Below are 26,114 nucleotides of genomic sequence, written 5' to 3'. Positions count from 1 at the left end.
CTCATGCGCCTCGACCTCCCGTCCGCTCCCGCATCCGCTTCCCCGCCCGCCAGCCCGTTCGCGCGCGTGGCCGTCGTCACGATCCTGACCGGCGTCGGCGCGGGCCTCGGGGGCATGCTGATCGCGTTGCTGCTGCATGCGATCCAGCACGTTGCGTACGGTTACAGCATCGCGCACGTGATCGGCACCGAGAGCTTCCTCACCGGCGTGACCGATGCCGATCCGCTGCGCCGGCTCGCGGTGCTCGTCTTCTGCGGAATCGTCGCCGGCGGCGGCTGGTGGGCGCTTTACCGGTACGGCCGGCCGCTCGTCAGCATTCGCCGCGCGGTGCGTGCGGCCGATCCGCGGATGCCGTTCGTCAGCACGACGATCCACGCGCTGCTGCAGATCGTCACCGTCGCGCTCGGTTCGCCGCTCGGCCGCGAAGTCGCGCCGCGCGAGATCGGTTCGCTGCTTGCCGGGCAGCTCGCGCATCGCGCGGGGCTCAAGCCCGACGACTGCCGGCTGATGGTGGCGTGCGGCGCGGGCGCGGGCCTCGCGGCCGTCTACAACGTGCCGCTCGGCGGCGCGATCTTCGTGCTCGAAGTGCTGCTCGGCACGTTCGAACTGCGCGCGCTGATCGTCGCGGTCGTGACGTCCGCGATCGCGGCGGCTGTCGCGTGGCTCGGCCTCGGCAACGAACACCAGTACACGGTGCCTGCGTTCGCGCTGAGCACGCCGCTCGTCGCCTGGTCGATCGTTTGCGGGCCTCTGTTCGGCTTCGCCGCGTACGGCTTTGTGCGGCTCACGACCCGCGCGCGGGCGAATGCGCCGAAAGACTGGCGGCTGCCGGTGCTTGCGCTGGTCAACTTCGCGGTGATCGGCATGCTCGCGATGCGGTTTCCGCAACTGCTCGGCAACGGCAAGGGGCCGGCGTCGCTCGGCTTCGACGGCACGCTGACGATCGGCCTCGCGGCGACGCTGCTCGTGCTGAAAGTGCTGATCGAGGCGGGCAGCCTGCGGGCGGGCGCGGAGGGCGGCCTGCTGACGCCGGGCCTCGCGAACGGCGCGCTGCTCGGCGTCGTGCTCGGCGGGCTGTGGAGTCTCGTCTGGCCGGGCGCATCGATCAGCGGGTGTGCGCTGATCGGCGCGACCGCGTTTCTCGCCGCGTCGATGCAGATGCCGATTACGGCGGTCGTGCTGCTGCTCGAATTCACGCGCGCGAATCACGACAGCCTTGTGCCGATGCTGCTTGCAGTGGCCGGAGCGCTTGTTGCGTACCGGTTTGCGCAGCGGCAGGCCGAGCGGCGGGTGAGTGCGATTGCGATGGTGAGCGAGCGCGCAGCGGCGACGCGCTAACGCGCACGAATGCTCAAGGGCCGGACAACGTCGACGCATTCGTCGCCAGCAAGCCACCAAAAATTAACGATTTGCATTCGTTCTGGTGCATGCCGTTGCGGTGGTACTCGCGCGGAACGACGAAGCTGTAACGATCGGGAGCGCAAGCCGGAATTCGCTTCAAAGGAACAGCACGAGATCGATCAATTGCGCCCGAACGCGTTCCCGTATCGACTCCCGACCCGATGAGCCTGTTGTCCTCTCTGCGTCGTTCGCGATAGCCTTGCCCGCTCGTTCGAATTCAAACTATCTGAGAGAAAATGGCGCATTCGTACAAGTACGGCATTCATGACGGCTTGAGCCGCGAAGCGTTGCTCTTCCTGATCTTCATCGAAGAGACTGGCAAGCAGTTTGGGGGTAGATGATGCAGTCGGTATCGCGATGGTGTTGCTGGGCCAGCGCTTTATCCCGACGCGCGGGAAGTTTGCGATCGCCGTCAAGGGCACCTCCATCGCGTCTGTCGTTTCCCGTCGCTTGCTGCCGTACGAGCTGAAGCATCGGATTTTGCCTACCGTTACATCGTTCACGAGTCTTATCATGTTGCGCATCAAGTTCACGCGGAATATCGGCGCATTCGTTGGGCGCGCGATTCCAGGAGCAGGTTGGGTACTCTTGGCAACGGATGTATCGCTGATCACTTATCGCACGGTTATCACCTACAACAGCATGGTGAAGCCTGAGGATCGTCTGTATGGCTGACGCATGGAAGAGTCTCGAAGCGTTTATTGCGACCGATATCGGCAGGCTTCCGGTCGATCGAATCGAACTGACGCGGGACACGGACCTCTATCACGACCTCGACATGGAGCCGGGCGATATCGACGAATTCGTCAGGCAATGGGCCGTGACGTTTGGCATCGACCTCTCTGCGTTCGACATCCACTATTACTACCCGTCCGCGAAACTCGGCATCGGATCGTTCCTTGCGGCGGTCGTCAAATCCCCGTTCAGCAACGACGCGCGCGAGACATTGGGCGGCCGGTCGCTGACGCTCGGAATGATGGAACAGGCGATGGAGCGCGGACGCTGGGAGTTGTGACCCGTCAGGCGTTGCACGTTGCGGGCCGGATGCCTGTTTTTGCGTGCGCGCCTTCCCCCACGAATGCCGGCCCGCGACGTGTTTTTCATTGAGCGTCGCCGATAGGCTATGACCACTGCTATTTCAACGAACCGGGCGCACGGTATCGTACGGATCGTGCGAATTTCTGGAGTCTGTCATGAAGGGAGCCTGGATCGCGGCCGTGCTGGCGTGCGTCGCGCTGCATCCCTCGGTGGTTTCGGCGAAGGATGCAGCGCAAGCGTCACCGGCGGCCAGCTCACGAACGTATCTCCAGAACTTCAAGGACATGGTGCTCGCGGAGTGCCTGGCAACCGCTTACAAGCAGGAGCCCGGCACGAGCAAGGATCTCGGCAGCAGCACCAGCGCATTGCGCGACTGGACCTACTACGACATGGAGCGCGCGCCGGACGTCATTCACGCGCTGGTGGCGAAGTATCTCGCGCTCGATTACCGGAATCCCGTGGTCGAATCGGAAGTCGGGGATGTGAAGTTCGACTTCCTTAAGTGCGTCGACATGTATCACGGCAAGGAACTGGACGCCGCGGCGAAGAACCTCGTATTGCGCCCGAACAGTACCTATCGGACGGAGAACCCGCGGAAGCCGCGGTAGTGATGCGATCAAGCACCGTTGCGCAATGCAGCCGTCTGCCGTCTGCCGTTTACCGTATCGCAGACACTATTCGAGCGTCCTGATCGAATTGCTGATGCCGCGCGCGCAGTCGATCACGGCCGGCGCGAGCTTGCGGCGCGCGTCGTCGAACGTCCAGCGGCTCGTCGGCGCGACCACATGCACGGCCGCGACGGGCTGCCCCTGGCTGCCGAGCACGGGCGCCGCGATCGACATGTCGCCGATGAACAGTTCTTCCTGATTGGTGGCGTAGCCTTCGTGCCGCGCGCTGTCGAGCAGTGCGACGAGTGCGTCGAGCGCCGTGACCGTGCGCGGCGTGTGCGGCGTGCGCGCCATGCCGTCGAGCCGCGCGCGCGCATCGTCGGGCGGCAGCGCGCTCAGGAACGCGCGGCCGCTGCCGGTGCAATACATCGGGATGCGGCTGCCGATCGGCATGTGGATCGGCACGAACTTCGTCGACACGAAACGCGCGACGTACACCATCTCGTCCTCGTCCGGCTCGGTGAGGTTGGTGGTTTCGCCGGTCAGGTTCGTGAGCTCGGACAGGAACGGATTCGCGACGTCGATCAGCGTGTCGGCCGCGAGGTAGTTGAAGCCGATCCGCATCACGTGCGGCGTGAGCTGGTAACGCCGCGTGACCGGATGCTTGCGGATATAGCCGAGCTTCTCGAGCGTATAGACCATCCGCTGCGCCGAGCTCTTCGTCATTCCCGCCGCGTCGGCCACTTCCGCAAGCGTCATCGTGCGCCGCTTCGCGCTGAACGCGCGCAGCACGTTCAGCCCTTTCTCCAACGATTGGTTGAACAGCAGGTCGTTCGACTGATCGGGCAAAGTTTCCATGAGCAGGGGCTTGATCGATTCGATATCGAATCATAGCGTATCGAATATCGATACGCAAAAATCTATTTGCGATATTTTTGATTCGTTTTAAGATCGGATCATCGTCGCAACGTCGATCGGCGACTGGCGGCGCACCGGATTATTCGAGAAGGGGACATCATGGTTTCGTTCATCAAGCAGTTCGGCGCACTGGCCGCCGGTTTCGCCACCTGTATCGCCATCTCCGCGGCATCGGCGGGCGCCGTCGCGGCCGAGCCGACGCTGAAGGTCGGCGCGACGGCCACCGGCGTGCCGTTCACGTTTCTCGACGTGAAGAGCAATTCGATCCAGGGAATGATGGTCGACGCGATCACCGCGGCCGGGAAATCGGCCGGTTTTCGCGTCGACGTGCAGCAGACCGTGTTCTCGGCGCTCATTCCGTCGCTCACCACGCAGAAGATCGACATCATCTCGGCCGCGATGCTGAAGACGCCGGCGCGCCAGCAGGTCGTCGATTTCTCCGACACGATCTATTCGTTCGGCGAAGGCCTGATCGTGAAGGCGGACGACCCGGGCCGCTATACGTCGATGGACGATTTCAAGGGGCAGGTGGTCGGCGCACAGGTCGGCACGGCGTTCGTCGATGCGCTCAACAAGAAGGGCATCTTCAAGGAAGTCCGGACCTACGATTCGATCGCCGACATCATGCGCGACGTCGCGCTCGGGCGCATCAAGGCCGGCTTCGCCGACCAGCCGATCGTCGCTTACCAGATCGAGCACGGCGTCAACCGCCAGGTGCGGCTCGCGCCCGAATACCAGAGCGTCGTGAAGGGGCAGGTCTGCTTCATCGTGCGCAAGGGCGATACCGCGACGCTCGAGCAGCTCAACGGCGCGATCCGCAAGATGAAGGGCGACGGTACGCTGCAGCAGATCCTGCAGAAGTGGCACATGAGCTGAGCGCCGGCCCCCGGTTCCACGCCGGTATCGCCCGCGTCTCGCGGGCACCCGCTGCTGCGGCCCGCTCGGCTGTCGCATAGGAGACCTCATGTTTTTTCAGAATGCGATCGATTTCCTGCCGATCCTGTTGAAGGGGGCGGTGGTCACGATCGAGATCACGGCATGCGCGTTCGTGCTCAGCTCGGTGCTCGGGCTGGTCCTCGCGCTGCTGAAGGTGTCGCGCAACCGCGCCGTGTCGACGGCCGGCAGCACGATCGTCAACGTGATCCGCGGGCTGCCGATCATCGTGCAGCTGTTCTACATGTACTTCGTGCTGCCCGATCTCGGCGTGCAGTTGTCGGCGTTCCAGGCCGGCGTGCTCGGCCTCGGCATCGCGTATTCGGCCTACCAGGCGGAAAACTTCCGCGCCGGCATCGAGGCGATCGACCGCGGCCAGATCGAGGCCGCGCACGCGATCGGCATGCGCGGGCCGATGATCATGCGGCGCGTGGTGCTGCCGCAGGCGTTCCGGATCGCGCTGCCGCCGTACGGCAACACGCTCGTGATGCTGCTGAAGGATTCATCGGTCGCGTCGACGATCACGGTCGCGGAGATCACGCGCGCCGGCCAGTTGATCGCGTCGTCGACGTTCCAGAACATGAGCGTCTATACGCTTGTCGCGCTGCTGTATCTCGCGCTCGGCCTGCCGCTGATGTTCGGCGTGAACCGGCTCGGCAAGCGGCTCGCGCTGAGGAGAGGCGCATGATCCGGATCGATTCGATACACAAGCGCTTCCAGCAGCACGCGGTGCTGAAGGGCGTGAGTCTCGACGTGCGGCAGGGCGAAGTCGTGTGCCTGATCGGGCCGTCCGGCTCGGGCAAATCGACCGTGCTGCGCTGTATCAACGGCTTCGAGACCTACGACGAAGGCTCGATCACGATCGACGGCGTGAAGGTCGATGCGCATTCGAAGCGTATCCACGAACTGCGGATGCGGGTCGGCATGGTGTTTCAGCGCTTCAATCTGTTCTCGCACCGCACGGCGCTCGAGAACGTGATGGAAGGCCCCGTGCACGTGCGGCGGATGCCGGCCGCGCAGGCGCGCGAGCAGGCCCGCGCGCTGCTCGACAAGGTCGGGCTCGCGCACCGGATGAATGCGTACCCGTCCGAGCTGTCGGGCGGCCAGCAGCAGCGCGTCGCGATCGCACGCGCGCTGGCGATGGAGCCGCAGGCGATCCTGTTCGACGAGCCGACGTCGGCGCTCGACCCCGAACTCGTCGGCGAAGTGCTCGGCGTGATGCGCGGGCTCGCGCGCGACGGAATGACCATGGTGGTCGTCACGCACGAGATGGGGTTTGCGCGCGAGGTGGCCGATCGCGTGTGCTTCCTGCACGACGGCACCATCTGCGAAAGCGGGCCCGCGCGCGACGTGCTCACGCAGCCGACGCATCCCCGCACGCAGGAATTCCTGCGTCGCCTGCTGGCGTCGGACGGCGCCGCCAACCCGGATCGACCATGAGCGACAGGAAACCGGCACCCGCATGGCCCGACTCCCGGTGGCCGGATTCGCTGTGGGCGGCGACGGCCGTGCCGGCGCCTGACACCCCCGCGCTCGATGCGTCCGCGTCGTGCGACGTGGCGATCGTCGGCGCCGGCTTCACGGGTCTGTCGACCGCGCTCCACCTGGCCGAACGCGGCGCCAACGTGCGCGTGATCGACGGCGCGCAGCCGGGCTGGGGTGCGTCGGGCCGCAACGGCGGGCAAGTGATCCCCGGGCTGAAATATGACCCCGACGAACTGATCCGCCGGTTCGGCGACGAGGCCGGCGAGCAGCTTGCCGGCGTGGTCGGCGGCGCGGCCGACACGGTGTTCGACCTGATCGCGCGGCACGCGATCGATTGCGATGCGCGTCGCCACGGCTGGATCCAGCCGGCGCCGACCGCCGCGATGCTCGATACGGTCGCGCGTCGCGCGCAGCAGTGGGCCGCGCGCGGCGCACCGGTCGACGTGCTCGGCCGCGACGACGTCGCGCGGCGGCTCGGCACGCACGCCTATGCGGGCGGCTGGATCGATCGCCGCGCAGGCAGCGTGCAGCCGCTCAGCTACACGCGCGGCCTCGTGCGCGCCGCGCAGACGAGCGGGGCGGTCGTGCACGGGCTGACGCGCGCCGTCGGGCTGACGCGTGCCGACGGCCGCTGGCGGATCGCGACGGCCGGCGGCGCGACGCTGTCGGCGGATCGCGTCGTGATCGCGACCAACGGCTACACGGACGGGCTGTGGCCCGGCTTGCGCCAGTCGGTGATCGCCGCGAACAGTTTCATCGTCGCAACGCAGCCGCTCGCGCCGGATCTCGGTCGCGACATTCTCGCCGGCGGCGAGGTCGCATCGGATGCGCGGCGCCTGCTGCTGTATTTCCGCCGCGACTCGGCCGGCCGCCTGCTGATGGGCGGCCGCGGCCCGTTCGCGGAGCCGCGCGCGACGAGCGACTGGCGCCATCTCGAGCGCGCGACGACGCTGCTGTATCCGCAACTGAAGGGTGTCCGGTTCGAATACCGCTGGGCGGGGCGCGTCGCGATCACCGCGGATTTCATGCCGCACGTGCACGAGCCCGCGCCGGGCGTGACGATCGCGCTCGGCTACAACGGCCGCGGCATCGCGATGGCGACGACGCTCGGCAAGCATCTGGCCGCGCACCTGTCGGGCGATGCGCAACTGCCGCTGCCGTTCCGCGCCACGCCGATCCGGCCGATTCCGTTTCACGGGCTGCAGCGCTTCTACATCGCCGCCGGGGTGGCCTGGTATCGGCTGCTCGACAGCCTTTCCTGACGGGGCGCGGGCGCGGGTCGCCATCCATCGTCCGATCGGGCAGAATCGACACTCCCAGTTTCCGCCGACGGATGCCGCATGACCGACTCGATCGATTCCCCCGGCCGCCGCGCGTACGCGAGCTTCGCGCAACGCTATGCGGACATCGCGCCGACCAAGGCGCACAACGCGCTCTACGAGCGTCCGGCGACGATGGCGCTGCTCGGCGACGTCGACGGCCTGACGGTGCTCGACGCCGGCTGCGGGCCCGGCATCTGCAGCGAGCACCTCGCGCGCCACGGCGCGACCGTGCACGCATTCGACGTGACGCCGGAGATGGTCGCGCTTGCCCGCACGCGTTGCGCGGGTCTTGCGGTCGAGGTGACGGAAGGCGATCTGTCGGTGCCGCTTGACTGGCTGCCCGACGGCCGTTTCGACAAGGTGCTGTGTTCGCTGGCGTTCGATTACGTGCGCGACCTCGAAGCGCCGCTGCGCGAATTCCGGCGCGTCGCGCGGCCGGGAGCGACGCTCGTGTTCTCGATGGCGCATCCGATGCGCGACTGGATGGACGAACGCACGCGCGGCGAGGGCACGTATTTCGACACGTCCCGGTTCGGCTTTCACTGGTCGGGCTTCGGCGAACCGAAGCCGTATGTCGAAGCCTGGCGGCGGCCGCTCGCCGACATCCTGAACGCGGTAGCCGACAGCGGCTGGCGGCTCGACCGGTTCGTCGAACCCAAGCCGCTGCCGGAGATGAAGGCCGCGTCCGAACGACTCCATGCGGAGCTGTCGCTGGCGCCGGCCTTCCTTTGCATCCGCGCGCGCCGCTGACGCAGCGCGGCGGTCAAGCGGCGCTCAATGTTTCACCGGCTCATCGTTCAGCGTTCCGAGAAACGCTTCGATATCCTTGATATCCTGCGCCGTCATCGCGGGTTTGTCGCCCGGCTTGCGATCGAACGGCGCATCGGTCACGTCGACGTTCGCGCGATACTTCGGCGGAATATCGTCGTACTCGTCGACCTTGCCGTCCGCGCCGCGCGAATAGAACTTCTGCGGCGAGATGCTGCGCTCGTTGTAGAACGCCATCACCTGGTCGAGCGTGTGGAACACGCCGTTGTGGAAGAACACCCGGCGCGTCGCCGAGTTGCGCAGCGTCGGCGTGAGGAACATCCCGCAATACTGCGTCTGGTCCTTCAGGTCGTCGCGGAACGGTCCGCACACGCCGAGATCGTAGAAAGCCGCGTTGCGGTTCTGCGCGAGCTGCTTGTTGCGCGGCGCGCCGAGCGCCTCGTACTGGTAGTCGGTAAACATCGGCGGCAGCCCGTCCTTGCCGGGCTTCGACAGGTGGCAGCCCGCGCAATTCGCCTTGTCCGGATCGTTGAACAGGCGCAGCCCGCGCAGCTCGGCCTGCGACAGGCGCGCGCGGCCTTCGAGCCAACGGTCGTACTTGCTGTTGTACGGATGGAACGACGGATCCTCGACCTGATACCGCGCGATCGCGAACATCGCTTCCGACACCGCGAGCTGCGGGCTGTCGAACACGCGCACTCCGAACAGCTGCTCGAACTGCGCGCGGTGCGACGACTGCGCGAGCTTGTGCGCGACGTCGTCGATGCTCGCGTTCGCCATCTCGACCGGATTCAGCAGCGGGCCGAACGCCTGCTGCTGCAGCGTATCGGCGCGGCCGTCCCAGAACATCCCGCCCTGCGGCACGAGCTGCGGCGCGGCTGACGTGCCGGCCACCTTCTGCGCCTTGACGACGCCGGCCGCCGCCGCGGCCTGCTGCGCGACACTCGGCGCGGCGTCGTTTTCACCGGCATCGGGGCCGATGCTGAAGTTTGGCTGGCGGTACAGATACATCAGCGACGGCGGTGGGCGATATCCGTGCTGCGTCATCGCGAGGCCGCCCGGCTGCACGTCGAGCGCGTTCGGCGGGCCGTACGCATGATCGGGGCTGTGGCACGACGCGCACGACTGCTTGCCCGACGCGGACAGCGACGGATCGACGAACAGCGCCCGCCCGAGCTGCGCGACCGCCGACAGCGGCTGCGCGGCGGGCCGCTGCAGCACGACCGGATGCGGATTCGCGCCCGTCCAGTCGGCGACGACGGTGCCGATCGCCGCGGGCACCCGCGCGGGGAACGCGACCGCGAACGCGCCATAGCCGAGCACGGCCGCGCCGAGCACGAACGCCGCGCGGCGCAGCAGGCGGGAAGGGGAACGCGGCGCGGCGGTGCCGGAGGCGTCGGGAGACGGGAACGCGGGGCGAGCTGTCATGCTGTCGGTCGGAAATCGGGCGCCGCGCGAAGCGGCGCGTTAAATGGAAACGGCCGGCGCGTGATGCGCCGGCCTGCGGTCAACGGAAGCCGATCAGATCGACGGTGCCGCGCTCAATGCCGTGCCGAGCGTCGGGTCGAGGTACAGCGGCGTCGTGTTCGGCTTCGACGTGAAGTCGAACAGCCCGCGCAGGTCGCCCGCCGTCGCATCGAACGAGCCGCCGCCGATGCGCTGGCCGCCGAGCCAGTTGTCCTCGATGAAGCGCACGACCGATGCCTGGTCGAGCATCGTGTGGTCGACGTAGTTCTGCTTCGCGTACGGCGAGATCACGATCAGCGGAATGCGCACGCCCGGGCCGCAGCGGCCGTTCACGGTGCCGCCGTTCACGCCGGTGGTGCCGCCCGTGCCGCACTTGCCGTTGCCGTTGACCTGGTCGACGGCGTCGGACGACGAACGGGTCGGCGCCGTGTACGCGTGGTCGTACCAGCCGTCCGAGTCGTCATAGGTGACGATCACGGCCGTGTTCTGCCAGTCCGGCTGCTGCTGCAGGAAGTTGACGACCTTCGTCACGAACGCCTGCTCGTCGAGCGGATCCGAGTAGCCCGCGTGCGCATCCTGCGCGGCCGGCGCCTTCAGGAAGCTGACCGACGGGAAGTTGCCGGCTTTCACGGCCGCGAAGAAGTCGTCGCTGTCGTACTGGTGGTTCGCGGGTTCCGCTGTCTTGCCGTCGGTCTGGACGCTCGAACCGATCGCCGCGATCGAGCTCGGGCGCGTGTGCTGCGGGTTCGACGTCGACGCGTAGTACTGGAACCAGTTGTGGTGCGGGATGTAGTCGGCCGTCGCGGCGTTCACGGCGGTGGCGACCGTGCTGCGGCTGCAGCCCGTCGTGCCGTTGCCGTTGGTCGTCGACAGGTTGAAGCCGCCCATGAAGCCGCCCCACGTGATCTTCGCGCCGTTCAGCAGGTCGCCGATGTTCTTGCCGGTCATCATCGCCTGGTCGGTCGTGCTCGAGCACACGTCGAAGCCGGGGTCGACGTCGTTGATCATCGTGAAGCCGCCCTGGCCGTCGTTGATGTAGTACGAAGTGGCTGCGAGCGTCGAAGGCTGCTTCGACGTCTTCACGATCTGCATCCCGTTGGTCTGCCCCGACACGACGTTCAGCGCGCCCGGTGTCGACGGGCCGTAGACCGTCGTGTATGCGTTGTCGCTCATCGCGAAGCGCTGCGCGTAGTTCCACAGCGCGGTCACGGTGTTGCCGTCGAAGTAGCCCATCACCTGGCCCTTCGTGCCGAACGCGCCGGCGCCGCCGGACGAGCCCTTGCCGGTGTATTTCGGGAACAGGTCGGCGAGGCCGTTGTCCTCGGCCAGCTGTTCGGCCGTGTACGCGTGGTTCTGGTCGGCGGTCGCGGCCTGCGTGCGGTCGAGGCGGAACGGGTTCGCCGCGCCGGTGCCGTTGGCCGTGTTCGTGAAGTTCGGGTTCGCGGTCAGCAGCGTGCCCGTCAGACCGTTCGGCGTCGGCGTGCCGGGCTTCGCGGTGAACGCCGGTTCGCCCGACGGGTTCGTCGCGTTCGGGTAGGTGCCGAAGTAGTGGTCGAACGAGATATTTTCACCGTAGATCACGACGACATGCTTGATTGGCGTGGCGGTCTGCAGCGCATCCTGCGACGACACCGCGGGCGTCGACGTCGGATCGTCGCTGCCGCCGCAGGCGAACAGCGCAAGCGCTGCGGCTGCGCAGGCGGTGACGAGCAAGGCTTGACGGAACATCGGGAAACTCCAGGTAAGGCCTTCGATGGTGGAGAGCGGCCCCGTCGCCGTGTCGGTTCGGCGCGGAGCTCGCGAGAGAGCACGCGCATTGGAACAGTTGCGCATGAAGATATGGGGACGGAGCGGTTTCGCGACGGTTGCGCTGCGGTATCGATTCCATTACGGCGCAACGCGGTGCGAAAGAGAACGGAAAGGGGCGGACCGCGCGCAACCTCGACGACACATTTCGCGGTGCGCGGGGCCGTTGCCGTGAATGCCGTGCGAGGCGGGCGAGAGGGTGCCGTCGGCCGGTTCGCGCGTAATGCCGTGGTTACCGCGTTTTTGACAATCGTGTGACGTATTCATACGATGAACGCCCTGCGGCGACGATTTCATGTTGCCGACCGTTACCGAGAGTTCAGCGTGCCGATCCCCGTTCTGTTTGCAGTTTTGTGTGCGGCGTTCCTGCATGCGTCATGGAATGCGCTCGTCCGCAGCAGCGGCGACCGGCTGCGGTCGGCCACGGTGCTGCAGATCGCGATCGGGCTGTTCGCGCTGCTGTTCCTGCCTGCCGCCGCGCCGATCACGCCCATGAGCTGGCTCTGTGTCGTCGCATCGGCCGTGATCCATGTGGTCTATACGTTGCTGCTGGTACGCGCCTACGAGCACGGCGACCTGACCGTCGCATACCCGGTTGCGCGCGGCACCGCGCCGCTGCTCGTCACGCTCGGCGCGGCGGCGTTCGCGGGCGAGCACCTGAACGCCGGCGCGCAAGGCGGGCTCGTGCTGATCTGCGCGGGCATCATGGCGATCGGGCTGGAGGGCGGGCGTGGCGCGAAGCACCGGATGACGCAGGTGCTGCCGACCGCGTTCGCGACCGGCGTGTCGATCGCGGCCTATAGCGTGGTCGACGGGATCGGCGTGCGGGAAAGCGGCGGCACGGTCGGCTATACCGCGTGGATGTTCGTGTTGACGGGCGTGATGATGGCCGCGTACTACCGGCTGCGCGCGGGGCCGCTGCGGCTGACGCAGGATGTCGGCGAGACGGCGAAGGCTGCGTGCGGCGGCGTGTTCGCGGCGCTCGCGTACGGCATCGTGATCTGGGCGATGGAACGCGCGCCGATGGGCCCCGTGTCGGCGCTGCGCGAAACGAGCGTGGTGTTCGCGGCGCTGATCGCACGCGTGTATCTCGGCGAGCGGCTGACGCCGCGCCGTGCTGTGGGATGTACGGTGATTGCGGCGGGGGCGTTGCTGATCAGTGCGTTCGAGGCGGTGCGGTGAAGGCGTCCCGGGATGTGCAATGCGTATATGGCTGGGTGCTGATTTTCAGAACCGAAATCCGAAAGCTGGCTAGCCGAAAAGACCAGGCGCGGGGAGCGCGTAGGTCGCAAGATGAAAGAGAACAACAAATAGCGTAGCTGCAATGAACGTGATACCCCACTTGCGCGACGACCAACGTCGGTAAGCGAAGGCATTGAGTGCGGCAAAGACGACCGAAGGCCACAAGGTCAGAGCGAACAGGCCGACGATGAATACTGCGTGTGGAGCGCAGTGTTCCATGTCGTTGCAGCCGGTCGAGTGCGACGGCGGAGCAGGCCAGTGAATACGGCTGAACGTGTAAAGGGACGCCCATGTGATGAGCAAACCCCATAGGAACCCCGGAACTGCAACCGCCAGTCGTTTCATTTAACTTCCCGGAAAAGGATTTCTTTCGAGTCGGCCAGATCTGAATACCAATTCCCGCGTCGGCCCCGAAGGTAATCAAGTGGGGTTAATCATGCTCGGCACGCCTATGCGAAACCGCCAGAACGAAGCGGTAGATGGCGGAAGGGTATCCTTGTTCCATGGGTCGCATCAGTCAACTCTCGTATTGTTTTTCAATGGCTTCGTCGCCCCAATAAACCGTGTACTCATCGGGCTTGTTGCCGGTATCGATGCGGGGTAATTCTCCGCTTGGATCGAGTCGGCCGTCGTACGTGCGGCCATCGGCCGTTTGGCGTTTCACTTCGGCATCCGGCAGTTCCGCATCAGCGTCTCCGACGGCCTCGCGGGGTCGCCTATTAATTAGTGATTCCCTAATGATCGAGGTGCGTTTTGTAATGGATCGGGATGGGCGGCGCGCCCGCAGCCGCTGGCGCGACAGCACGGCGATCACCTGCTGGGTGGGGGCGCCGGAAGGGAGTTCGTTGCGGATGCGGTCGGCCACCATCGGCAGACCCGCGCGCTGCCGGCGCAGCGCCTTCGCGATTGCCCGGCGGCATTCGTCCCCGTGGCAGTCCCATTCGTCACGGATTCTCTGGCAATAACGGCATGTGTCCATGGCGGACAGTCTGACGCGCCTCGCGTTGCCGCGACCCTGGCCAACAAAGGGTTGAGAATCCGCGACGTGTTCCGCTGCGCTCACGCTCCCAGCTCGGGCTGGCGCGTGTCCGGCGGCGCGGCGAGCGGGGCGGCGGCGGCTTGCGGCGCTTTCGCGTTTTCGCGCCTTTCGAGGAAATGCATCGCGAGCGCGGTGATCGTCAGCAACGCGAACGCGGCGGGGCCCGTCATCGCCGCATGGCTGATCTGCAGCAGGTATCCCGCTGCGGCGAGCAGGATGCCGAGCACCACGGCGGCCCGCGTGCGCCGGCGCAGCCAACGTTCGAGCCCGACGAACGCCGTCGCGAAAAACGCGGCCCAGGACCCGGTCAGGCTGATGAACGACCCGACACCGCCCGTCCAGCGGTCGACCCAGAAGTTGTTCAGCAGCGTCTCGATGGCCGTGTGCTGGTCGGGCGTCATCTGCGATGCGATCTGCAGCAAGCGCCCGAGCCCGATGCCGCCGACCGCGTCGAGCACCGTGTAGGCCACCAGGAAAACGAAGGTCGACAGGCGCGCGAGCCATGCGACCGGACCCGGATCGTCGCCGACGAGCAGCCACAGCCCGATGCAGACGAGCACGACGCACGGCGTCTGGATCATGTGCAGCGCAAACCACCAGGCGGGGCCGAAATACGCCAGCGCGTCGTGATTGTGATCGTATTCGGGCTTCGACAGGTAATCGAACATGCCGGGGTCATGCGTGAATCCGGCAGGATGAAACAGTTCGATCGTCGCCAGCACGAGCGGCGCGATGAAAAGGCACAGCCACCACAGCACGGCCCGGGTTGTTCGGTTCATGTTCGGCTCCTTCCTGAATGGCTCAAGAATCGCATCGACGACGAACCGCGAGGCGCGCAGGCCGGCAGTATGCGATATCGGTCAAGGAATAAAAATGATCGAACGAACGGCACGTTCCATTCGATCTCAGTCAGCATAGGACACGCACAAGCGAATGTTAAGAAGTAATCTTGCGCCGATATTGGAATGCTATATAAGTTTGAGATTCGCCGTTTTATTTTCCGATGCAATTGGAATATTTGTTATAAGCGGCGCGTGAACGCTCCAATCTTCCTCAATGACCGTCTCATGACCTCGGCACACTAAAAATCTGACAGGCTCATGTCTTTGATTCAGATCAAATCGACTCGACGGCTTGAACAGTCAGACGAGCCAGCTCAAGCCAAGCTGCTGGCTACGCTCGATATCTCATCTGTTAAGCAAAATTTAGAAGCCTTCAGAGCCGGGCAAGGACTACCCATGAAAAGATGTCTTACTCTGTTTCCACTCACTCCTCTGTGCACATCGAATCGCACGTGATCGATTTTGCTCCCACGCCACCAAAGCGGCGTCGGACGTGATACCTAAGCGGCCGGGTGTACAGAACCCACAACTGCACTCATGCAAAACTTGAGGAGAAATCCATGGCGTTCAACTTTGACCCAACCGACTGGCAAATCGTCCCGGCTCGTACTTTCTCGGAACTGCGCGTCGGCGAGATTTACCGCGCACCGAGCCGTACGCTGACGGATGCTCACGCTTCGGCGTTTCAAACGGTCTCCTGCGACAACCATCCGATACACTACGACGAAGTCTACGCGAAGCGCTACGGCCATTCGGCGCCGGTCGTCCATGGCCTTCAAATTCTGGCTTTCACCGCGCCGGGGGCAACACTCTTGCCACATAATTTTGGCGCAATTTTCGTCGCATTCACTGAATTGTCGGCGAAGTTTCACGCAGAGGTTCACGCCGGCGACACGCTTTTCTCAGCACTCGAAATTGTCGCACTTGAACCCAACGGCGAGCACGGTGAAGTCAGCACGGCAGTCACCGTCCACAATCAACGCGGAGAACTGGTGCTATCGGGGCATCACAAGTACCTACTCCGAACGACTGGCTAATCTGGCAGGCTGTTGAAATACACCTCGAGGATGCGCGGCATGCCTTTCCAAAGAACTGCTGCGTCGGTTTGGTTCGTGCCGATTTGATGCCGAGCGTCCTTAATTCAGGTGAAACCAATGCTGTCTCCTCGCCGATTTGTGCTTCTACGCCGTTCTGCCCGCGAGCGTACGCATGCGCGTGAGGTTGTAGGCCGCCTGAGTCAGAAGGAACAACTGCTCGACCCGCTCGCGGCCACGGTACATCGCCTGACGAATCCGGCCGACCGTCACTTACGGCCGTCTGACGTTGCGCGAATTCCATGTCGACACCGATCGCCACGTGGCGGCAACGCCGCTGTCGATCTCGCCGGCGCCCGTCTGCGAATGACCGGCAGGCGCGCCGGCTGTCACGCTTCAACCGGCATCGCGCTCGTGCACTTGATCTCGTCCAGGCACACGCTAGAATGCACGCCGCTCACGCCGGGAATCCGCATCAGCGTTTCGAGCAGGAACTGCGACAGCCCCTTCAGGTCGTGCGCCACGACCTTCAGCACATAGTCGATGTCGCCCGTCACCGAGAAACATTCCTGGATCTGCGCGAGATCGGACACCAGTTTCTGGAATTTCGACAGATCGCGGATATGCCCGCGCTCCATCGTCACGTGCACGAACGCGGTGACGCCGAAGCCGAGCGTGTCGGGGCAGAGCCGGGTTTCATAGCGGCGGATCGCGCCGATCTCTTCCAGCCGCCGGTGGCGCCGCAATGTCTGCGCGGGCGACAGGCCGACGGCCTTCGCCAGATCGAGGTTCGACGCACGGCCGTTCTCCTGCAGGATCGAAAGCAAGTGGCGATCGATGCGGTCGAGAACCGGTTCAGGCATTTTTATTTCCTCATTTGTCTCCTGGATGCAATCTTATCTCATAATGTAGGGTTTGCATGAACGGGTTACGAAACCCGATTTCGCCGTCGCGACGCTAAACTGACGCCGGATTTTCGTGTGTGGCCGCAGCAATGCGGCGTGGGCGACAAGTCGGCGGCCGGTCTGGCGGGCACGCGGACGCGAATCGGGCGCCGCCACGCGAAGATTGCAGTCCCCAACCCGGCGGCTCCACGAACGCCGCCGACACAGCAAAAACAGCGCCCGGCACACCGAGGCGCGCCGCACCGCTTCAGGCGGAGGCGGACAGAGTGGAGAAGACATGGTTTCTGGAAACGAGAGCGACGGCCTGAAGCGCGGGCTGAAGAACCGGCACATCCAGCTGATCGCGCTCGGCGGCGCGCTGGGCACGGGGCTGTTCCTCGGCATCGCGCAGACGATCAAGATGGCCGGCCCGTCCGTGCTGCTCGGCTATGCGGTGGCCGGCATCGTTGCGTTCTTCATCATGCGCCAGCTCGGCGAGATGGTCGTCGACGAGCCCGTCGCAGGTTCGTTCAGCTACTTCGCCAACAAGTATTTCGGCCACTTCACGGGCTTCCTGTCGGGCTGGAACTACTGGGTGCTGTACATCCTCGTCAGCATGGCCGAACTGTCGGCCGTCGGGATCTACGTGCAGTACTGGTGGCCGGGCGTGCCGACCTGGGTGTCGGCGCTCGTGTTCTTCGTCGTCATCAACCTGATCAACCTGACCAGCGTGAAGTCGTACGGCGAGACGGAATTCTGGTTCTCGATCATCAAGGTCGCGGCGATCGTCGGGATGATCGGCTTCGGCGGCTGGCTGCTCGCCAGCGGCAATGCCGGGCCGGAGGCCAGCGTCAGGAACCTGTGGCAGCACGGCGGCTTCTTCCCGAACGGCGTGTCGGGTCTCGTGATGTCGATGGCCGCGATCATGTTCTCGTTCGGCGGGCTCGAACTCGTCGGCATCACGGCGGCCGAGGCCGACGATCCGAAGCACAGCATCCCTCGCGCGACCAACCAGGTCATCTACCGCATCCTGATTTTCTACATCGGCGCGCTCGCCGTGCTGCTGTCGCTGTATCCGTGGGAGAAGGTCGTCAGCGGCGGCAGCCCGTTCGTGCTGATCTTCCACGCGCTGAGCAGCAACCTGGTCGCGAACGTGCTGAACGTCGTCGTGCTGACCGCCGCGCTGTCGGTCTACAACAGCGGCGTGTACTGCAACAGCCGGATGCTGTTCGGCCTCGCGCAGCAGGGCAATGCGCCGAAGGTGCTGTGCTCGGTGAACAAGCGCGGCATTCCGCTCGCCGCGCTCGGCGCGTCGGCGCTCGCCACCGGCGCGTGCGTGCTGGTCAACTACTTCATGCCGGGCAAGGCGTTCGAGGTGCTGATGGGCCTCGTCGTGTCGGCGCTGATCATCAACTGGGCGATGATCAGCCTGATCCACCTGAAGTTCCGCCAGGCCAAGCGCGCAGCCGGGGAGAAGACTTCCTTCCGCAGTCTGGGCTATCCTTTCACGAATTACCTGTGCCTGGCATTCATGGCCGGCATTCTCGTCGTGATGTACCTGACGCCCGATCTCCGCCTGTCGGTGTACCTGATCCCGGTATGGCTCGCGGTGCTCGCGATCGGGTATCGCTTCCGTCAGAAGGATGCAGGCTATGCGGTGCGCGACGGCGCGTCCGCAGGCTGACGCAGGCCACCACCGACCATTCTTCCAAACGAGACCGACTCAAGCCATGTTCGAACACATCGACGCGTACCCGGGCGACCCGATCCTGACGCTCAACGAGAACTTCCAGAAAGATCCGCGCGACCGGAAGGTCAACCTGAGCATCGGCATCTACTTCGATGCCGAGGGCCGGATTCCGGTGATGGGCGCCGTGCGCGAAGCCGAAACCGCGCTGCAGCGCGAGAGCGGCCCTAAGCCGTATCTGCCGATGGTCGGCCTGGCCGCGTATCGCGACGCCGTGCAGGCGCTCGTGTTCGGCGCCGATCACCCGGCCCGCGCGGCCGGCCGCATCGCGACCCTGCAGACGCTCGGCGGCTCGGGCGCGCTGAAGGTGGGCGCCGATTTCCTGAAGCGCTACTTCCCGGACGCGCAGGTGTGGCTCAGCGATCCGAGCTGGGAAAACCACCGCTTCATCTTCGAGCGCGCCGGCTTCACGGTGAACACGTATCCGTACTACGACGAGGCGACCGGCGGCCTGAAGTTCGACGCGATGCTCGCGGCGATCGACGCGCTGCCGGCGCGCAGCATCGTGCTGCTGCACGCGTGCTGCCATAACCCGACCGGCGTCGACCTCGACGAAGGCCAGTGGGAAAAGCTGATCGACGTGATCGAGGCGCGCGGCCTGCTGCCGTTCGTCGACATGGCATACCAGGGCTTCGGCGCGGGCCTCGACGCGGATGCGTTCGCGGTGCGCGAGCTGGCCCGCCGCGGCGTGCCGGCGCTGGTCGCGAACTCGTTCTCGAAGAACTTCTCGCTGTACGGCGAGCGCGTGGGCGGCCTGAGCGTCGTCTGCGAGGATGCGGCCGCGGCCGAGCGCGTGCTCGGCCAGCTGGCCGGCGCCGTACGCTCGAATTACAGCAACCCGCAAACCTACGGCGCGAAGGTCGTCGCGGCCGTGCTCGACACGCCCGCGCTGCGCAAGCAGTGGGAAGAGGAACTGTCGGCGATGTGCCGCCGCATCGCGCGGATGCGCCAGTCGATCCATGACGGCCTGCGCGACCACGTCAGCGGCGAAGCGCTCACGCGCTACGTGAAGCAGCGGGGGATGTTCACGTACACGGGCCTGACCGAATCGCAGGTCGACGCGCTGCGCGAAGTGCACGGCGTGTACATCCTGCGTTCCGGCCGGATGTGCGTGGCGGGCCTGAACGACTCGAACGTCGGCATCGTTGCCGACGCAATCGGCAAGGTGCTGAAGAGCGGCGTCTGATCGTCGCGCGCCCGGCGCGCAACGCTGCCGGCCGAACCGGCTGTCTCCCGTCGCGGAGGCAGCCGGTTTTTTGTTGCACGGCCGCGATGCGTGCTGCCCGGCTGACGCGCGCCCAGGCGCGGCAGTACGATCACGGAATCGGACACAGGACAGAGGAGCGACATGGGCATCCGGATCATCCAGCTCGGCACGCCGCGCGCGGCCGGCGAGGGCCTGCGGATCGGGACGGTGCGGCGACCGCCGCGCGGCGTTCCGAAGGCGGAATTCGCGTCGCGCAACTACTATGATGTATGGTTGCCGACGCTGTCGCCGAGCCCCGAGCTCGTCGCGCAGGCGCAGGCGGCCGAAACGGACGCCGAATGGAACGCGTTCAAGCGCCACTTCCGCGCGGAGATGGCGCATGGCGATCCGGCAAAGGTGCTGGACCTGCTGGCGGCGCTGTCGGCGACCACCGCGTTCTCGATCGGCTGTTACTGCGACGACGAGCGCCATTGCCACCGCAGCGTGCTGCGCGAGCTGCTCGCGGAGCGCGGCGCGGCGATCGAGCCCGATGCGGGCTGAAGCGAGCTGAATCGGACCGACGCGGCGGCACGATACCGCACTGCGATCGTGCGGTGCAGCGAACCGGTTGACGTGGGTCAAGCGGGCGGCCGCGCGCGCCACTATGCTCTCGTCATGGAGTCATCACGACAATGACAGGCGGACAGATGCACATTACCTTCCCGCCCGAGCCGGCCGAATATTGCGCGCGCGACCTGGTTGTCGCGTTTTCGGCGCTGGTCGACGGACGTTGCGTGCAGTGCGCGGTCACGGCCGAGGCACTGGAAGACCATTTCGGCGCGCCGTCGCTGCTCGAACGCGACCTGCTGGCCGCGTTCGACGCGCACCGGCCGGCGATCGAAGCGATGGCACGACGGATGCTCGAGGAAATCGGCGGCCGGCCGGTGCTGCTGCACAGCGGCCACTTCAGGCTCGGCGATTGACACCGCGGGAGGGCATATGACTCTGCAGGGCAACATTCACGAACGCGACTGGTCGGTCGAAGTCGAGACGCGCCCGTGCGAATCGGGGGAATTCCGCTGCCGCGTGTCGGTCGAGCACGGCAGCGGCGCCGCGCGCTTTCATCATACGTTCGAGCACAGCCATGCGTATCCGACCGAGCGCGAGGCGATGATCGAAGGGCTGCGGGCCGGAATGACGTGGATCGAGATGAAGACGTCGCAGGTATTCAACGTATGAACGGTGCCGCGCCGGCAGAGGTGCGGACAGACTTATCGGCAGGCCAGCGATCGAAGAATTCGCGCCACGCTACGGGAAATACGCACCGCCGCCTTTCGGCGCGGGCGGTGCATGCAGGCGGTCGACGAGCGGGCGGCCCCGTCAGGAGAAACGACATGGGCGTGGGCATGCAGATCGCCTGCCTCGGATTCACGGGTTCGGCCGCGATCGAAGCCGAAGCCGGCGCGCAACTGGTGCGGCTCGAACGGTTTCGCGCGCTGATCGACGGCTGTCACCTCGCAATCGAATCGCGCGTGGCGGCCGACGGTGCGCGCACATACGACGTGCGGCTCGACCTGGTGTTTCACGACGAGGCGCTCAGGCCGCTGCCGCCGTGCAGCGGCGATGACGTGGACGATGCGCTGCACCGCGCGTTCGCTCAGGCCGAACAGGCGTTGATCGCGTGGCAGGCGGACGGCGGCAGGGTGATGCTGCGCGACGCGGCGACCGATGGCACGGCTCGGTGACGCATGGCGCGCGACGCCGCGCGGACGATGCCGGCGCGTACGTCAGTCCGACCCGAGTCAGACCCGCGCGAGCGCTTGCGCGTCGATGATGCGCACGCGCTTGCCGCGCGTTTCGACCAGCGCATCGCGATGGAACCGCGAGAACATCCGGCTGACCGTTTCCAGCTTCATCCCGAGATAACAGCCGATTTCCTCGCGCGTCATCCGCAGGTTGAATTCGGTCGCCGAATAGCCGCGCGCCTCGAAGCGCGACGACAGGTTCAGCAGGAAATGCGCGACGCGCTGTTCGGCCGACATCGTGCCGAGCAGCAGCATCTGGCTCGATTTCCGCGCGATCTCGCTGCTCAGCATCTGATAGAGGAAGTGCTGCATCGGCTTGATCTCGCGGCACGCCGCTTCGAGCGCACCGAACGGGATGACGCACACGACGCTGTCTTCGAGCGCGATCGCGTCGCAGCAGTGCTGGCCGCTGCCGATGCCGTCCATCCCGAGCGTGTCGCCGGCGATCTGGAAGCCCGTCACGTGTTCGCGGCCGTCGCGATGCATCATCACCGTCTTGACCGAACCCGCGCGCACCGCATAGATGCTCTGGAATGGATCGTCGGTGCGGAACAGCGCGTCGCCCTGGCGAACCTGCCGGGTCGTGCAGATGATCGCGTCGAGCCGGCCGTATTCGGCGGCCGTCAGTTGCGGCGGCAGGCACATCGAGCGCATCGCGCAGGCCGAGCAGCGTGCGGCGGGATGTTTGGCGGCGTCGGCGCGCGTGACCGCACGAAGCGGAGTCGTCGGCCGGGGCGCGACGGGTACGTCGGCGGGGCAGGCGGTGGCGGTGGACATGAGTCGCTCCGGCTTGTCAGGGGTGGTGCACGCGAGCGTGCACCAGGGATTCGATGACACGGCACGCGGCGTCGAATTCGACGGTCTTGTCGAAGAAGTAGTCGGCTCCGGCCGTCGCGCATGCCTCTCTGAATGCCGGCGCCGAATGATTCGTCAGCACGATCGTGACGATGCGCGGCGCGGCCTTCGACAGCATCCCGATCAGGTCGAGGCCGCTGCCGTCCGCGAGCCGCAGGTCGACGATCACGACGTCCGCCCGGCTGCCGCGGATCTGCGTCAACGCGTGCTGGCCGTCTTCCGCTTCGCCCACGACGGCGACACCGCGAATCGCGCCGACGAGCAGCGCGATCCGCTGCCGGACGGCAACGGCGTGATCGACGAGAAACACCCTGAGCGGGGCGGGCGACAAGCTGGCATTCATGCCGGCAGTATCGTGTTGCGCCGCCGGAAATGAAATCGGCCGAATTGGAAGTTGGTGTAGGCCGCTTCGACGCGTTGTAGGGCGTTTCCTACAACGCGTGCGGAAAAGTGTCAGAGCGCTCCGGATGTTGCAACGCCGCACCGGCGCCGCGCGCGCGGCCGGTGGGCTTCGCTGCCGGGTCAGCCGGCCAGGCGCGCGTCCAGCGCATCGCGTGCGGTGCGGCACGCGGCGAGATCCCACGCGGCGCAGCCGACGCTCTTGAACAGCAGCGGTCCGCCGACGGCGAACGCGCCGCTCAGCACGTCGGCGAGCGACGCGACCTGCTGCCAGTCGACCTGCGCGACGATCAGGTCGCCGGCCTCGTGACGCGCGCCGGCCGGATCGTCGACGACGAGCCGGCTGCCGCGCACCGTGTTCGCATCGATCTCGGCCGCATCCGCGGTGAACGCGCCGACGCCGACCACGAGCCGGCCTTCGCGCGCGGCTTCGCGGTAGACGGGCGTGCGGCTCGTCGTCAGCGTGACGACGACGTCGATCGCATCGGGAATCGCGTTGCCGTCGAGCGGTGCGAGCCGCGGCGCCTGCGCGCGGTGCGCGGCGCAGAAGGCGGCCGTGCTGTCGGCGCTGGTGCCACGCACGTGAAGGCGCGCGTCGGGAAAGATCGCCGCGAGCGCTTCCGCGTGATTGGCCGCCTGCTTGCCCGTGCCGATCAGCAGGATGTCGCGCGGCGCGGCGCCATGCAGCGCGTCGATGCCGAGCGCGGTGACGGCCGCCGTGCGGCGGCCGGTGACCGTCGGGCCGTCGAGCGCGAAGCGCATCTCGCCGGTGGTCGCGTCGTACGCGGTCACCTGGCCGAGGATCGTCGGCAGCCCGCGCGCGCCGTTGCCGGGGCATACGTTCACGAGCTTGTGGGTGGCAAGGTCGCGCGCGCTCGACGGCATCGACAGCATCACGCCGCCGGCCTGCAGCGGCACGACCAGGCGTTCGGGGCTGACGATCTCGCCCGCCGCGTACTCGGCGACGGCCTGCCTGAGCGTGGCGAGCAGCGCCGGGTAGTCGAGCAGCGCGGCTGTGTCGGCCGCATCGAAAACGGGAATCCGGGAAAGGGCGGTCATCGTGTACGTCGCAGGTGTCGGTGAGCGTGGGCGACGGGCGCATGACGCGCCCGCCAAGGGGCTGCCGGATACCGTGACACGGTGGCAGTGTGGATCGAATCTATACCACTTTCCGTCGCACCGGCAACCCGTAAAATAAACCGAAGCGCCGGTTTTGGTTCTAATATCTGTCCAGAAGGGTCGCCGTGGTCTCGATGCCGGCGCCGCTCCGGTATAGTGCGAACCCATTCCAAGTCCACGCCCGCGACCGGGCAGGAGCCATACGATGATGTCCGCGCGTCCCGAATCACTCGAAGGCGGTTTCAGGCCGCTGCAGATCTACGAGCAGGTCGCCGAGAAGATCCGCGACGAGATTCGCGCGGGGCGCTACGCGGCCGAATCGCGGCTGCCGTCCGAGCGCGAACTGGCGGTGCTGTTCCAGGTCGGCCGGCCGGCCGTGCGCGAGGCGCTCGGCGCGCTGCAGAATGAAGGGCTGGTGTTCACGAAGCGCAATTCGGGCACCTACGTCGTCGCGTCGCCGCTCGACGTGCTCGCGGAACGCGGCGACACGCGTGCGGCGTCCGAAGCCGACTTCAGCCCGACGTCGACGCTCGACGTGCGGCTGATCCTGGAACCCGCGATCGCGCGCCTCGCTGCCTCGCACGGCCGCGCCGATCCGGGCGCCGAGCGCTATCTCGCGCAGATGGAAACCATCACCGACGTCGACGATCCGCACCAGCGCGCGCTGTGGAACGAGAGCGACCGGCTGTTCCACCGGCAGCTCGCGCTGATGACCGGCGATCCGCTGATCGTGAAGATCGCGGACGAGGTCGCGAAGACGATGGACCAGCCGCTATGGAAGCGGCTGAAGGACGACGGCATCTACGACGCGGGCCGGATCCGGCTCTACGTGTCCGAACACCGGCTGATCTACGAGGCGATCGTGTCCGGCGATGCCGATGCGGCTGCGTTCTATGTCGAGCAGCATATCCGCCGCGTGCGGCGCGACATCGCGCCGAAGTGATGCGCACGGTTTCGTTCTGGTCTGAAATATGACCAGAATCGCGAAAATTATTTTGAAATTGCTTGCGATGTGACCACGCGTGTCCTACATTGGTTTCACACAAAACCAATCAGGAGACATCATGCGACACCTCGTTACCGCGCTCTCGGTGGCCGTTGCCGCCGGCGCGCTGACTTCCGCGCACGCGCAGGAAGTCGTGATGATCGGTCATTCGGCGCCGTTGACGGGCCCGCAGGCCGCGAACGGCAAGGACAACGAAAACGGCGCGCGTCTTGCCATCGACGAACTCAACAAGGCTGGCGTGAAGGTTGGCGGCAAGACCGTCACCTTCAAGCTGATTTCAGACGACGACCAGGCCGACCCGAAGGCCGGCGTGCAGGTCGCGCAGAACCTCGTCGACAAGGGCGTCGTCGCGGTGCTCGGGCCGTACAACTCGGGCGTCGCGATCCCGGCATCGCGCGTGTACTCGAATGCGGGCGTGCCGATCCTGCCGGTTGCGTCGAATCCGGCACTCACGAAGCAGGGCTTCAAGAACATCTTCCGGATCGGCGCGAGCGACGAGCAGCTCGGCGGCACGATGGCCACGTTCGCCGCGAAGACGCTGAATGCGAAAACCGCGGCCGTCGTCGATGATCGCACCGCGTACGGGCAGGGCGTCGCCGAGCAGTTCATGAACGTCGCGAAGGCGAACGGGATCAGGATCGTCGACCAGGAATACACGAGTTCGTCGGCCACCGATTTCTTCGGCATTCTCACCAAGATCAAGGCCGGCAACCCCGACGTGATCTTCTTCGGCGGCTATGCGGCGCAGGGCGCGCCGATGGCCAAGCAGATGAAGCAGCGCGGGCTGCGCGCCAAGCTGCTCGGCGGCGACGGCATCTGCTCGGCCGACATGGGCAAGGTGGCTGGCGATGCGGCATCGATCGTCTACTGCGCGCAGGGCGGCGTCGCGCTCGAGAAGACGCCGGCCGGGCGCGAATTCCTGAAGAAGTACCACGACGCCTATCACACGGACACGCAGGTCTACGGCGTCAACTACTACGACGGCGTGAAGCTGCTCGCCGACGCGATGGTCAAGGCCGGCACGACCACCGACAAGGCGAAGCTGATCGCGCAGCTCGCGAAGTCGAACTATGCGGGCGTCGCGGGCACCTATTCGTTCGACGCGAACGGCGACCTGAAGGGCGCGCCGACGTCCGTCTACGTGATCCGCAACGGCCTGCCCGAGCCGTACGCGAAGTAACGGCCAGCCTGCCATCGGACGGCGGCCCGG

The 26,114-nt window shown here is 66.0% G+C and carries 27 protein-coding genes and 3 pseudogenes; 19 read left to right on the top strand and 11 right to left on the bottom strand.

Going from position 1 to position 26,114, the window contains the following annotated elements; all coding sequences use genetic code 11:
- The first annotated feature begins 3 nt into the window (after positions 1-3).
- The 4 genes and pseudogenes from AC3WLY_RS12295 (at position 4) to AC3WLY_RS12280 (ending at position 3,047) form a co-directional block, all read left to right on the top strand.
- Entirely contained in the window at positions 4-1,338 is a 1,335-nt protein-coding gene (locus tag AC3WLY_RS12295) for a chloride channel protein (protein WP_492308317.1), read from the top strand.
- 299 nt (positions 1,339-1,637) lie between these two features.
- Positions 1,638-2,076 (top strand): annotated as a pseudogene (locus AC3WLY_RS12290) (STM2901 family protein).
- A complete protein-coding gene (locus AC3WLY_RS12285) occupies positions 2,069-2,416 on the top strand; it encodes a DUF1493 family protein (RefSeq protein WP_310139933.1) in 348 nt (115 codons plus the stop codon). Before AC3WLY_RS12290 ends, AC3WLY_RS12285 begins: the two are co-directional and overlap by 8 nt.
- Before the next feature lie 178 nt (positions 2,417-2,594).
- Positions 2,595-3,047, top strand: coding sequence for a type VI secretion system amidase immunity protein Tai4 (locus tag AC3WLY_RS12280; RefSeq protein WP_492308318.1), 453 nt, complete (start codon positions 2,595-2,597; stop codon positions 3,045-3,047).
- A gap of 66 nt (positions 3,048-3,113) precedes the next feature.
- Here the strand turns inward: AC3WLY_RS12280 and AC3WLY_RS12275 are convergent, their stop codons facing one another.
- Positions 3,114-3,905 carry an IclR family transcriptional regulator gene (locus AC3WLY_RS12275; RefSeq protein WP_034179587.1) on the bottom strand — a complete coding sequence of 264 codons (792 nt, stop codon included), beginning with the start codon at positions 3,903-3,905 and terminating at the stop codon, positions 3,114-3,116.
- Positions 3,906-4,064: 159 nt separating this feature from the next.
- On the opposite strand from AC3WLY_RS12275, the gene AC3WLY_RS12270 reads away from it, so the two are divergent.
- The 5 genes from AC3WLY_RS12270 (at position 4,065) to AC3WLY_RS12250 (ending at position 8,455) form a co-directional block, all read left to right on the top strand.
- Entirely contained in the window at positions 4,065-4,841 is a 777-nt protein-coding gene (locus tag AC3WLY_RS12270) for an ABC transporter substrate-binding protein (RefSeq protein WP_175959074.1), read from the top strand.
- An 88-nt stretch (positions 4,842-4,929) separates the two neighbouring features.
- Positions 4,930-5,586: an amino acid ABC transporter permease gene (locus AC3WLY_RS12265; RefSeq protein ID WP_111018094.1), complete on the top strand. Its 657-nt coding sequence runs from the start codon at positions 4,930-4,932 to the stop codon at positions 5,584-5,586.
- Positions 5,583-6,338, top strand: coding sequence for an amino acid ABC transporter ATP-binding protein (locus AC3WLY_RS12260; RefSeq protein WP_492308319.1), 756 nt, complete (start codon positions 5,583-5,585; stop codon positions 6,336-6,338). Before AC3WLY_RS12265 ends, AC3WLY_RS12260 begins: the two co-directional genes overlap by 4 nt.
- A complete protein-coding gene (locus tag AC3WLY_RS12255) occupies positions 6,335-7,645 on the top strand; it encodes an NAD(P)/FAD-dependent oxidoreductase (protein ID WP_492308320.1) in 1,311 nt (436 codons plus the stop codon). The genes AC3WLY_RS12260 and AC3WLY_RS12255 overlap by 4 nt, the downstream gene beginning before the upstream one ends.
- A 78-nt stretch (positions 7,646-7,723) precedes the next feature.
- Positions 7,724-8,455 (top strand): class I SAM-dependent methyltransferase, encoded by a 732-nt coding sequence (locus tag AC3WLY_RS12250; RefSeq protein ID WP_492308321.1) that lies wholly within the window; start codon positions 7,724-7,726, stop codon positions 8,453-8,455.
- A gap of 24 nt (positions 8,456-8,479) precedes the next feature.
- On the opposite strand, the gene AC3WLY_RS12245 is transcribed toward AC3WLY_RS12250, so the two are convergent.
- On the bottom strand, positions 8,480-9,901 hold the full coding sequence (locus AC3WLY_RS12245; protein WP_492308322.1) for a cytochrome-c peroxidase: 1,422 nt from the start codon (positions 9,899-9,901) through the stop codon (positions 8,480-8,482).
- Positions 9,902-9,994: 93 nt separating this feature from the next.
- Positions 9,995-11,668, bottom strand: coding sequence for a phospholipase C (locus tag AC3WLY_RS12240; protein WP_492308323.1), 1,674 nt, complete (start codon positions 11,666-11,668; stop codon positions 9,995-9,997).
- A 348-nt stretch (positions 11,669-12,016) separates the two neighbouring features.
- On the opposite strand from AC3WLY_RS12240, the gene AC3WLY_RS12235 reads away from it, so the two are divergent.
- Entirely contained in the window at positions 12,017-12,928 is a 912-nt protein-coding gene (locus tag AC3WLY_RS12235) for an EamA family transporter (protein WP_175959080.1), read from the top strand.
- A 69-nt stretch (positions 12,929-12,997) separates the two neighbouring features.
- On the opposite strand, the gene AC3WLY_RS12230 is transcribed toward AC3WLY_RS12235, so the two are convergent.
- The 3 genes and pseudogenes from AC3WLY_RS12230 to AC3WLY_RS12220 all read right to left on the bottom strand — a co-directional run bounded on the left by AC3WLY_RS12230 (position 12,998) and on the right by AC3WLY_RS12220 (position 14,806).
- Positions 12,998-13,333, bottom strand: a complete 336-nt coding sequence (locus tag AC3WLY_RS12230; protein ID WP_175959081.1) for a hypothetical protein — start codon at positions 13,331-13,333, stop codon at positions 12,998-13,000.
- 334 nt (positions 13,334-13,667) lie between these two features.
- Positions 13,668-13,967 (bottom strand): annotated as a pseudogene (locus tag AC3WLY_RS12225) (hypothetical protein); the annotation flags it as partial.
- Between the two features lie 80 nt (positions 13,968-14,047).
- Complete coding sequence (locus tag AC3WLY_RS12220; RefSeq protein ID WP_492308324.1) at positions 14,048-14,806, bottom strand: hypothetical protein; 759 nt, start codon at positions 14,804-14,806, stop codon at positions 14,048-14,050.
- A 623-nt stretch (positions 14,807-15,429) separates the two neighbouring features.
- On the opposite strand from AC3WLY_RS12220, the gene AC3WLY_RS12215 reads away from it, so the two are divergent.
- Positions 15,430-15,906 carry a MaoC family dehydratase gene (locus AC3WLY_RS12215; protein WP_492308325.1) on the top strand — a complete coding sequence of 159 codons (477 nt, stop codon included), beginning with the start codon at positions 15,430-15,432 and terminating at the stop codon, positions 15,904-15,906.
- A gap of 144 nt (positions 15,907-16,050) precedes the next feature.
- Here AC3WLY_RS12215 and AC3WLY_RS12210 read toward each other — a convergent pair.
- Both AC3WLY_RS12210 and AC3WLY_RS12205 read right to left on the bottom strand, forming a co-directional pair.
- A pseudogene (locus AC3WLY_RS12210) lies at positions 16,051-16,173 on the bottom strand (IS5/IS1182 family transposase); the annotation flags it as partial.
- Positions 16,174-16,292: 119 nt separating this feature from the next.
- On the bottom strand, positions 16,293-16,766 hold the full coding sequence (locus AC3WLY_RS12205) for an Lrp/AsnC family transcriptional regulator (RefSeq protein ID WP_034179576.1): 474 nt from the start codon (positions 16,764-16,766) through the stop codon (positions 16,293-16,295).
- A 319-nt stretch (positions 16,767-17,085) separates the two neighbouring features.
- On the opposite strand from AC3WLY_RS12205, the gene AC3WLY_RS12200 reads away from it, so the two are divergent.
- From AC3WLY_RS12200 to AC3WLY_RS12175, 6 genes are all read left to right on the top strand, one after another.
- Positions 17,086-18,471 carry an amino acid permease gene (locus AC3WLY_RS12200; RefSeq protein ID WP_175959084.1) on the top strand — a complete coding sequence of 462 codons (1,386 nt, stop codon included), beginning with the start codon at positions 17,086-17,088 and terminating at the stop codon, positions 18,469-18,471.
- Positions 18,472-18,517: 46 nt separating this feature from the next.
- A complete protein-coding gene (locus tag AC3WLY_RS12195) occupies positions 18,518-19,720 on the top strand; it encodes an amino acid aminotransferase (RefSeq protein ID WP_175959085.1) in 1,203 nt (400 codons plus the stop codon).
- A 162-nt stretch (positions 19,721-19,882) separates the two neighbouring features.
- Positions 19,883-20,281 carry a DUF488 domain-containing protein gene (locus AC3WLY_RS12190; RefSeq protein WP_072436759.1) on the top strand — a complete coding sequence of 133 codons (399 nt, stop codon included), beginning with the start codon at positions 19,883-19,885 and terminating at the stop codon, positions 20,279-20,281.
- Positions 20,282-20,412: 131 nt separating this feature from the next.
- On the top strand, positions 20,413-20,703 hold the full coding sequence (locus tag AC3WLY_RS12185) for a DUF1488 family protein (protein WP_072436760.1): 291 nt from the start codon (positions 20,413-20,415) through the stop codon (positions 20,701-20,703).
- 16 nt (positions 20,704-20,719) lie between these two features.
- Positions 20,720-20,959, top strand: a complete 240-nt coding sequence (locus AC3WLY_RS12180; protein ID WP_034179571.1) for a hypothetical protein — start codon at positions 20,720-20,722, stop codon at positions 20,957-20,959.
- Positions 20,960-21,114: 155 nt separating this feature from the next.
- Positions 21,115-21,465, top strand: coding sequence for a metal ABC transporter ATPase (locus tag AC3WLY_RS12175; protein ID WP_492308377.1), 351 nt, complete (start codon positions 21,115-21,117; stop codon positions 21,463-21,465).
- A 57-nt stretch (positions 21,466-21,522) separates the two neighbouring features.
- On the opposite strand, the gene AC3WLY_RS12170 is transcribed toward AC3WLY_RS12175, so the two are convergent.
- The 3 genes from AC3WLY_RS12170 to lhpI all read right to left on the bottom strand — a co-directional run bounded on the left by AC3WLY_RS12170 (position 21,523) and on the right by lhpI (position 23,838).
- The gene (locus tag AC3WLY_RS12170; RefSeq protein WP_175959086.1) at positions 21,523-22,302 is read right to left on the bottom strand and encodes a helix-turn-helix domain-containing protein; all 780 of its coding nucleotides are present in this window, start codon (positions 22,300-22,302) and stop codon (positions 21,523-21,525) included.
- Positions 22,303-22,318: 16 nt separating this feature from the next.
- On the bottom strand, positions 22,319-22,723 hold the full coding sequence (locus AC3WLY_RS12165; RefSeq protein ID WP_175959087.1) for a response regulator transcription factor: 405 nt from the start codon (positions 22,721-22,723) through the stop codon (positions 22,319-22,321).
- Between the two features lie 179 nt (positions 22,724-22,902).
- Positions 22,903-23,838 (bottom strand): bifunctional Delta(1)-pyrroline-2-carboxylate/Delta(1)-piperideine-2-carboxylate reductase, encoded by a 936-nt coding sequence (lhpI, locus tag AC3WLY_RS12160; RefSeq protein ID WP_492308326.1) that lies wholly within the window; start codon positions 23,836-23,838, stop codon positions 22,903-22,905.
- Between the two features lie 265 nt (positions 23,839-24,103).
- Here lhpI and AC3WLY_RS12155 point away from each other — a divergent pair, with 265 nt between their 5' ends.
- Positions 24,104-24,841 carry a FadR/GntR family transcriptional regulator gene (locus AC3WLY_RS12155; protein WP_492308327.1) on the top strand — a complete coding sequence of 246 codons (738 nt, stop codon included), beginning with the start codon at positions 24,104-24,106 and terminating at the stop codon, positions 24,839-24,841.
- 121 nt (positions 24,842-24,962) lie between these two features.
- Positions 24,963-26,084: a branched-chain amino acid ABC transporter substrate-binding protein gene (locus AC3WLY_RS12150; RefSeq protein WP_310139973.1), complete on the top strand. Its 1,122-nt coding sequence runs from the start codon at positions 24,963-24,965 to the stop codon at positions 26,082-26,084.
- Positions 26,085-26,114: the final 30 nt, after the last annotated feature.

It is taken from the genome of Burkholderia sp. FW306-1C-G01B, from assembly GCF_058781685.1.
Note: the sequence above shows the minus strand (reverse complement) of the source record. Positions and strands in the feature narration are given on the sequence as shown.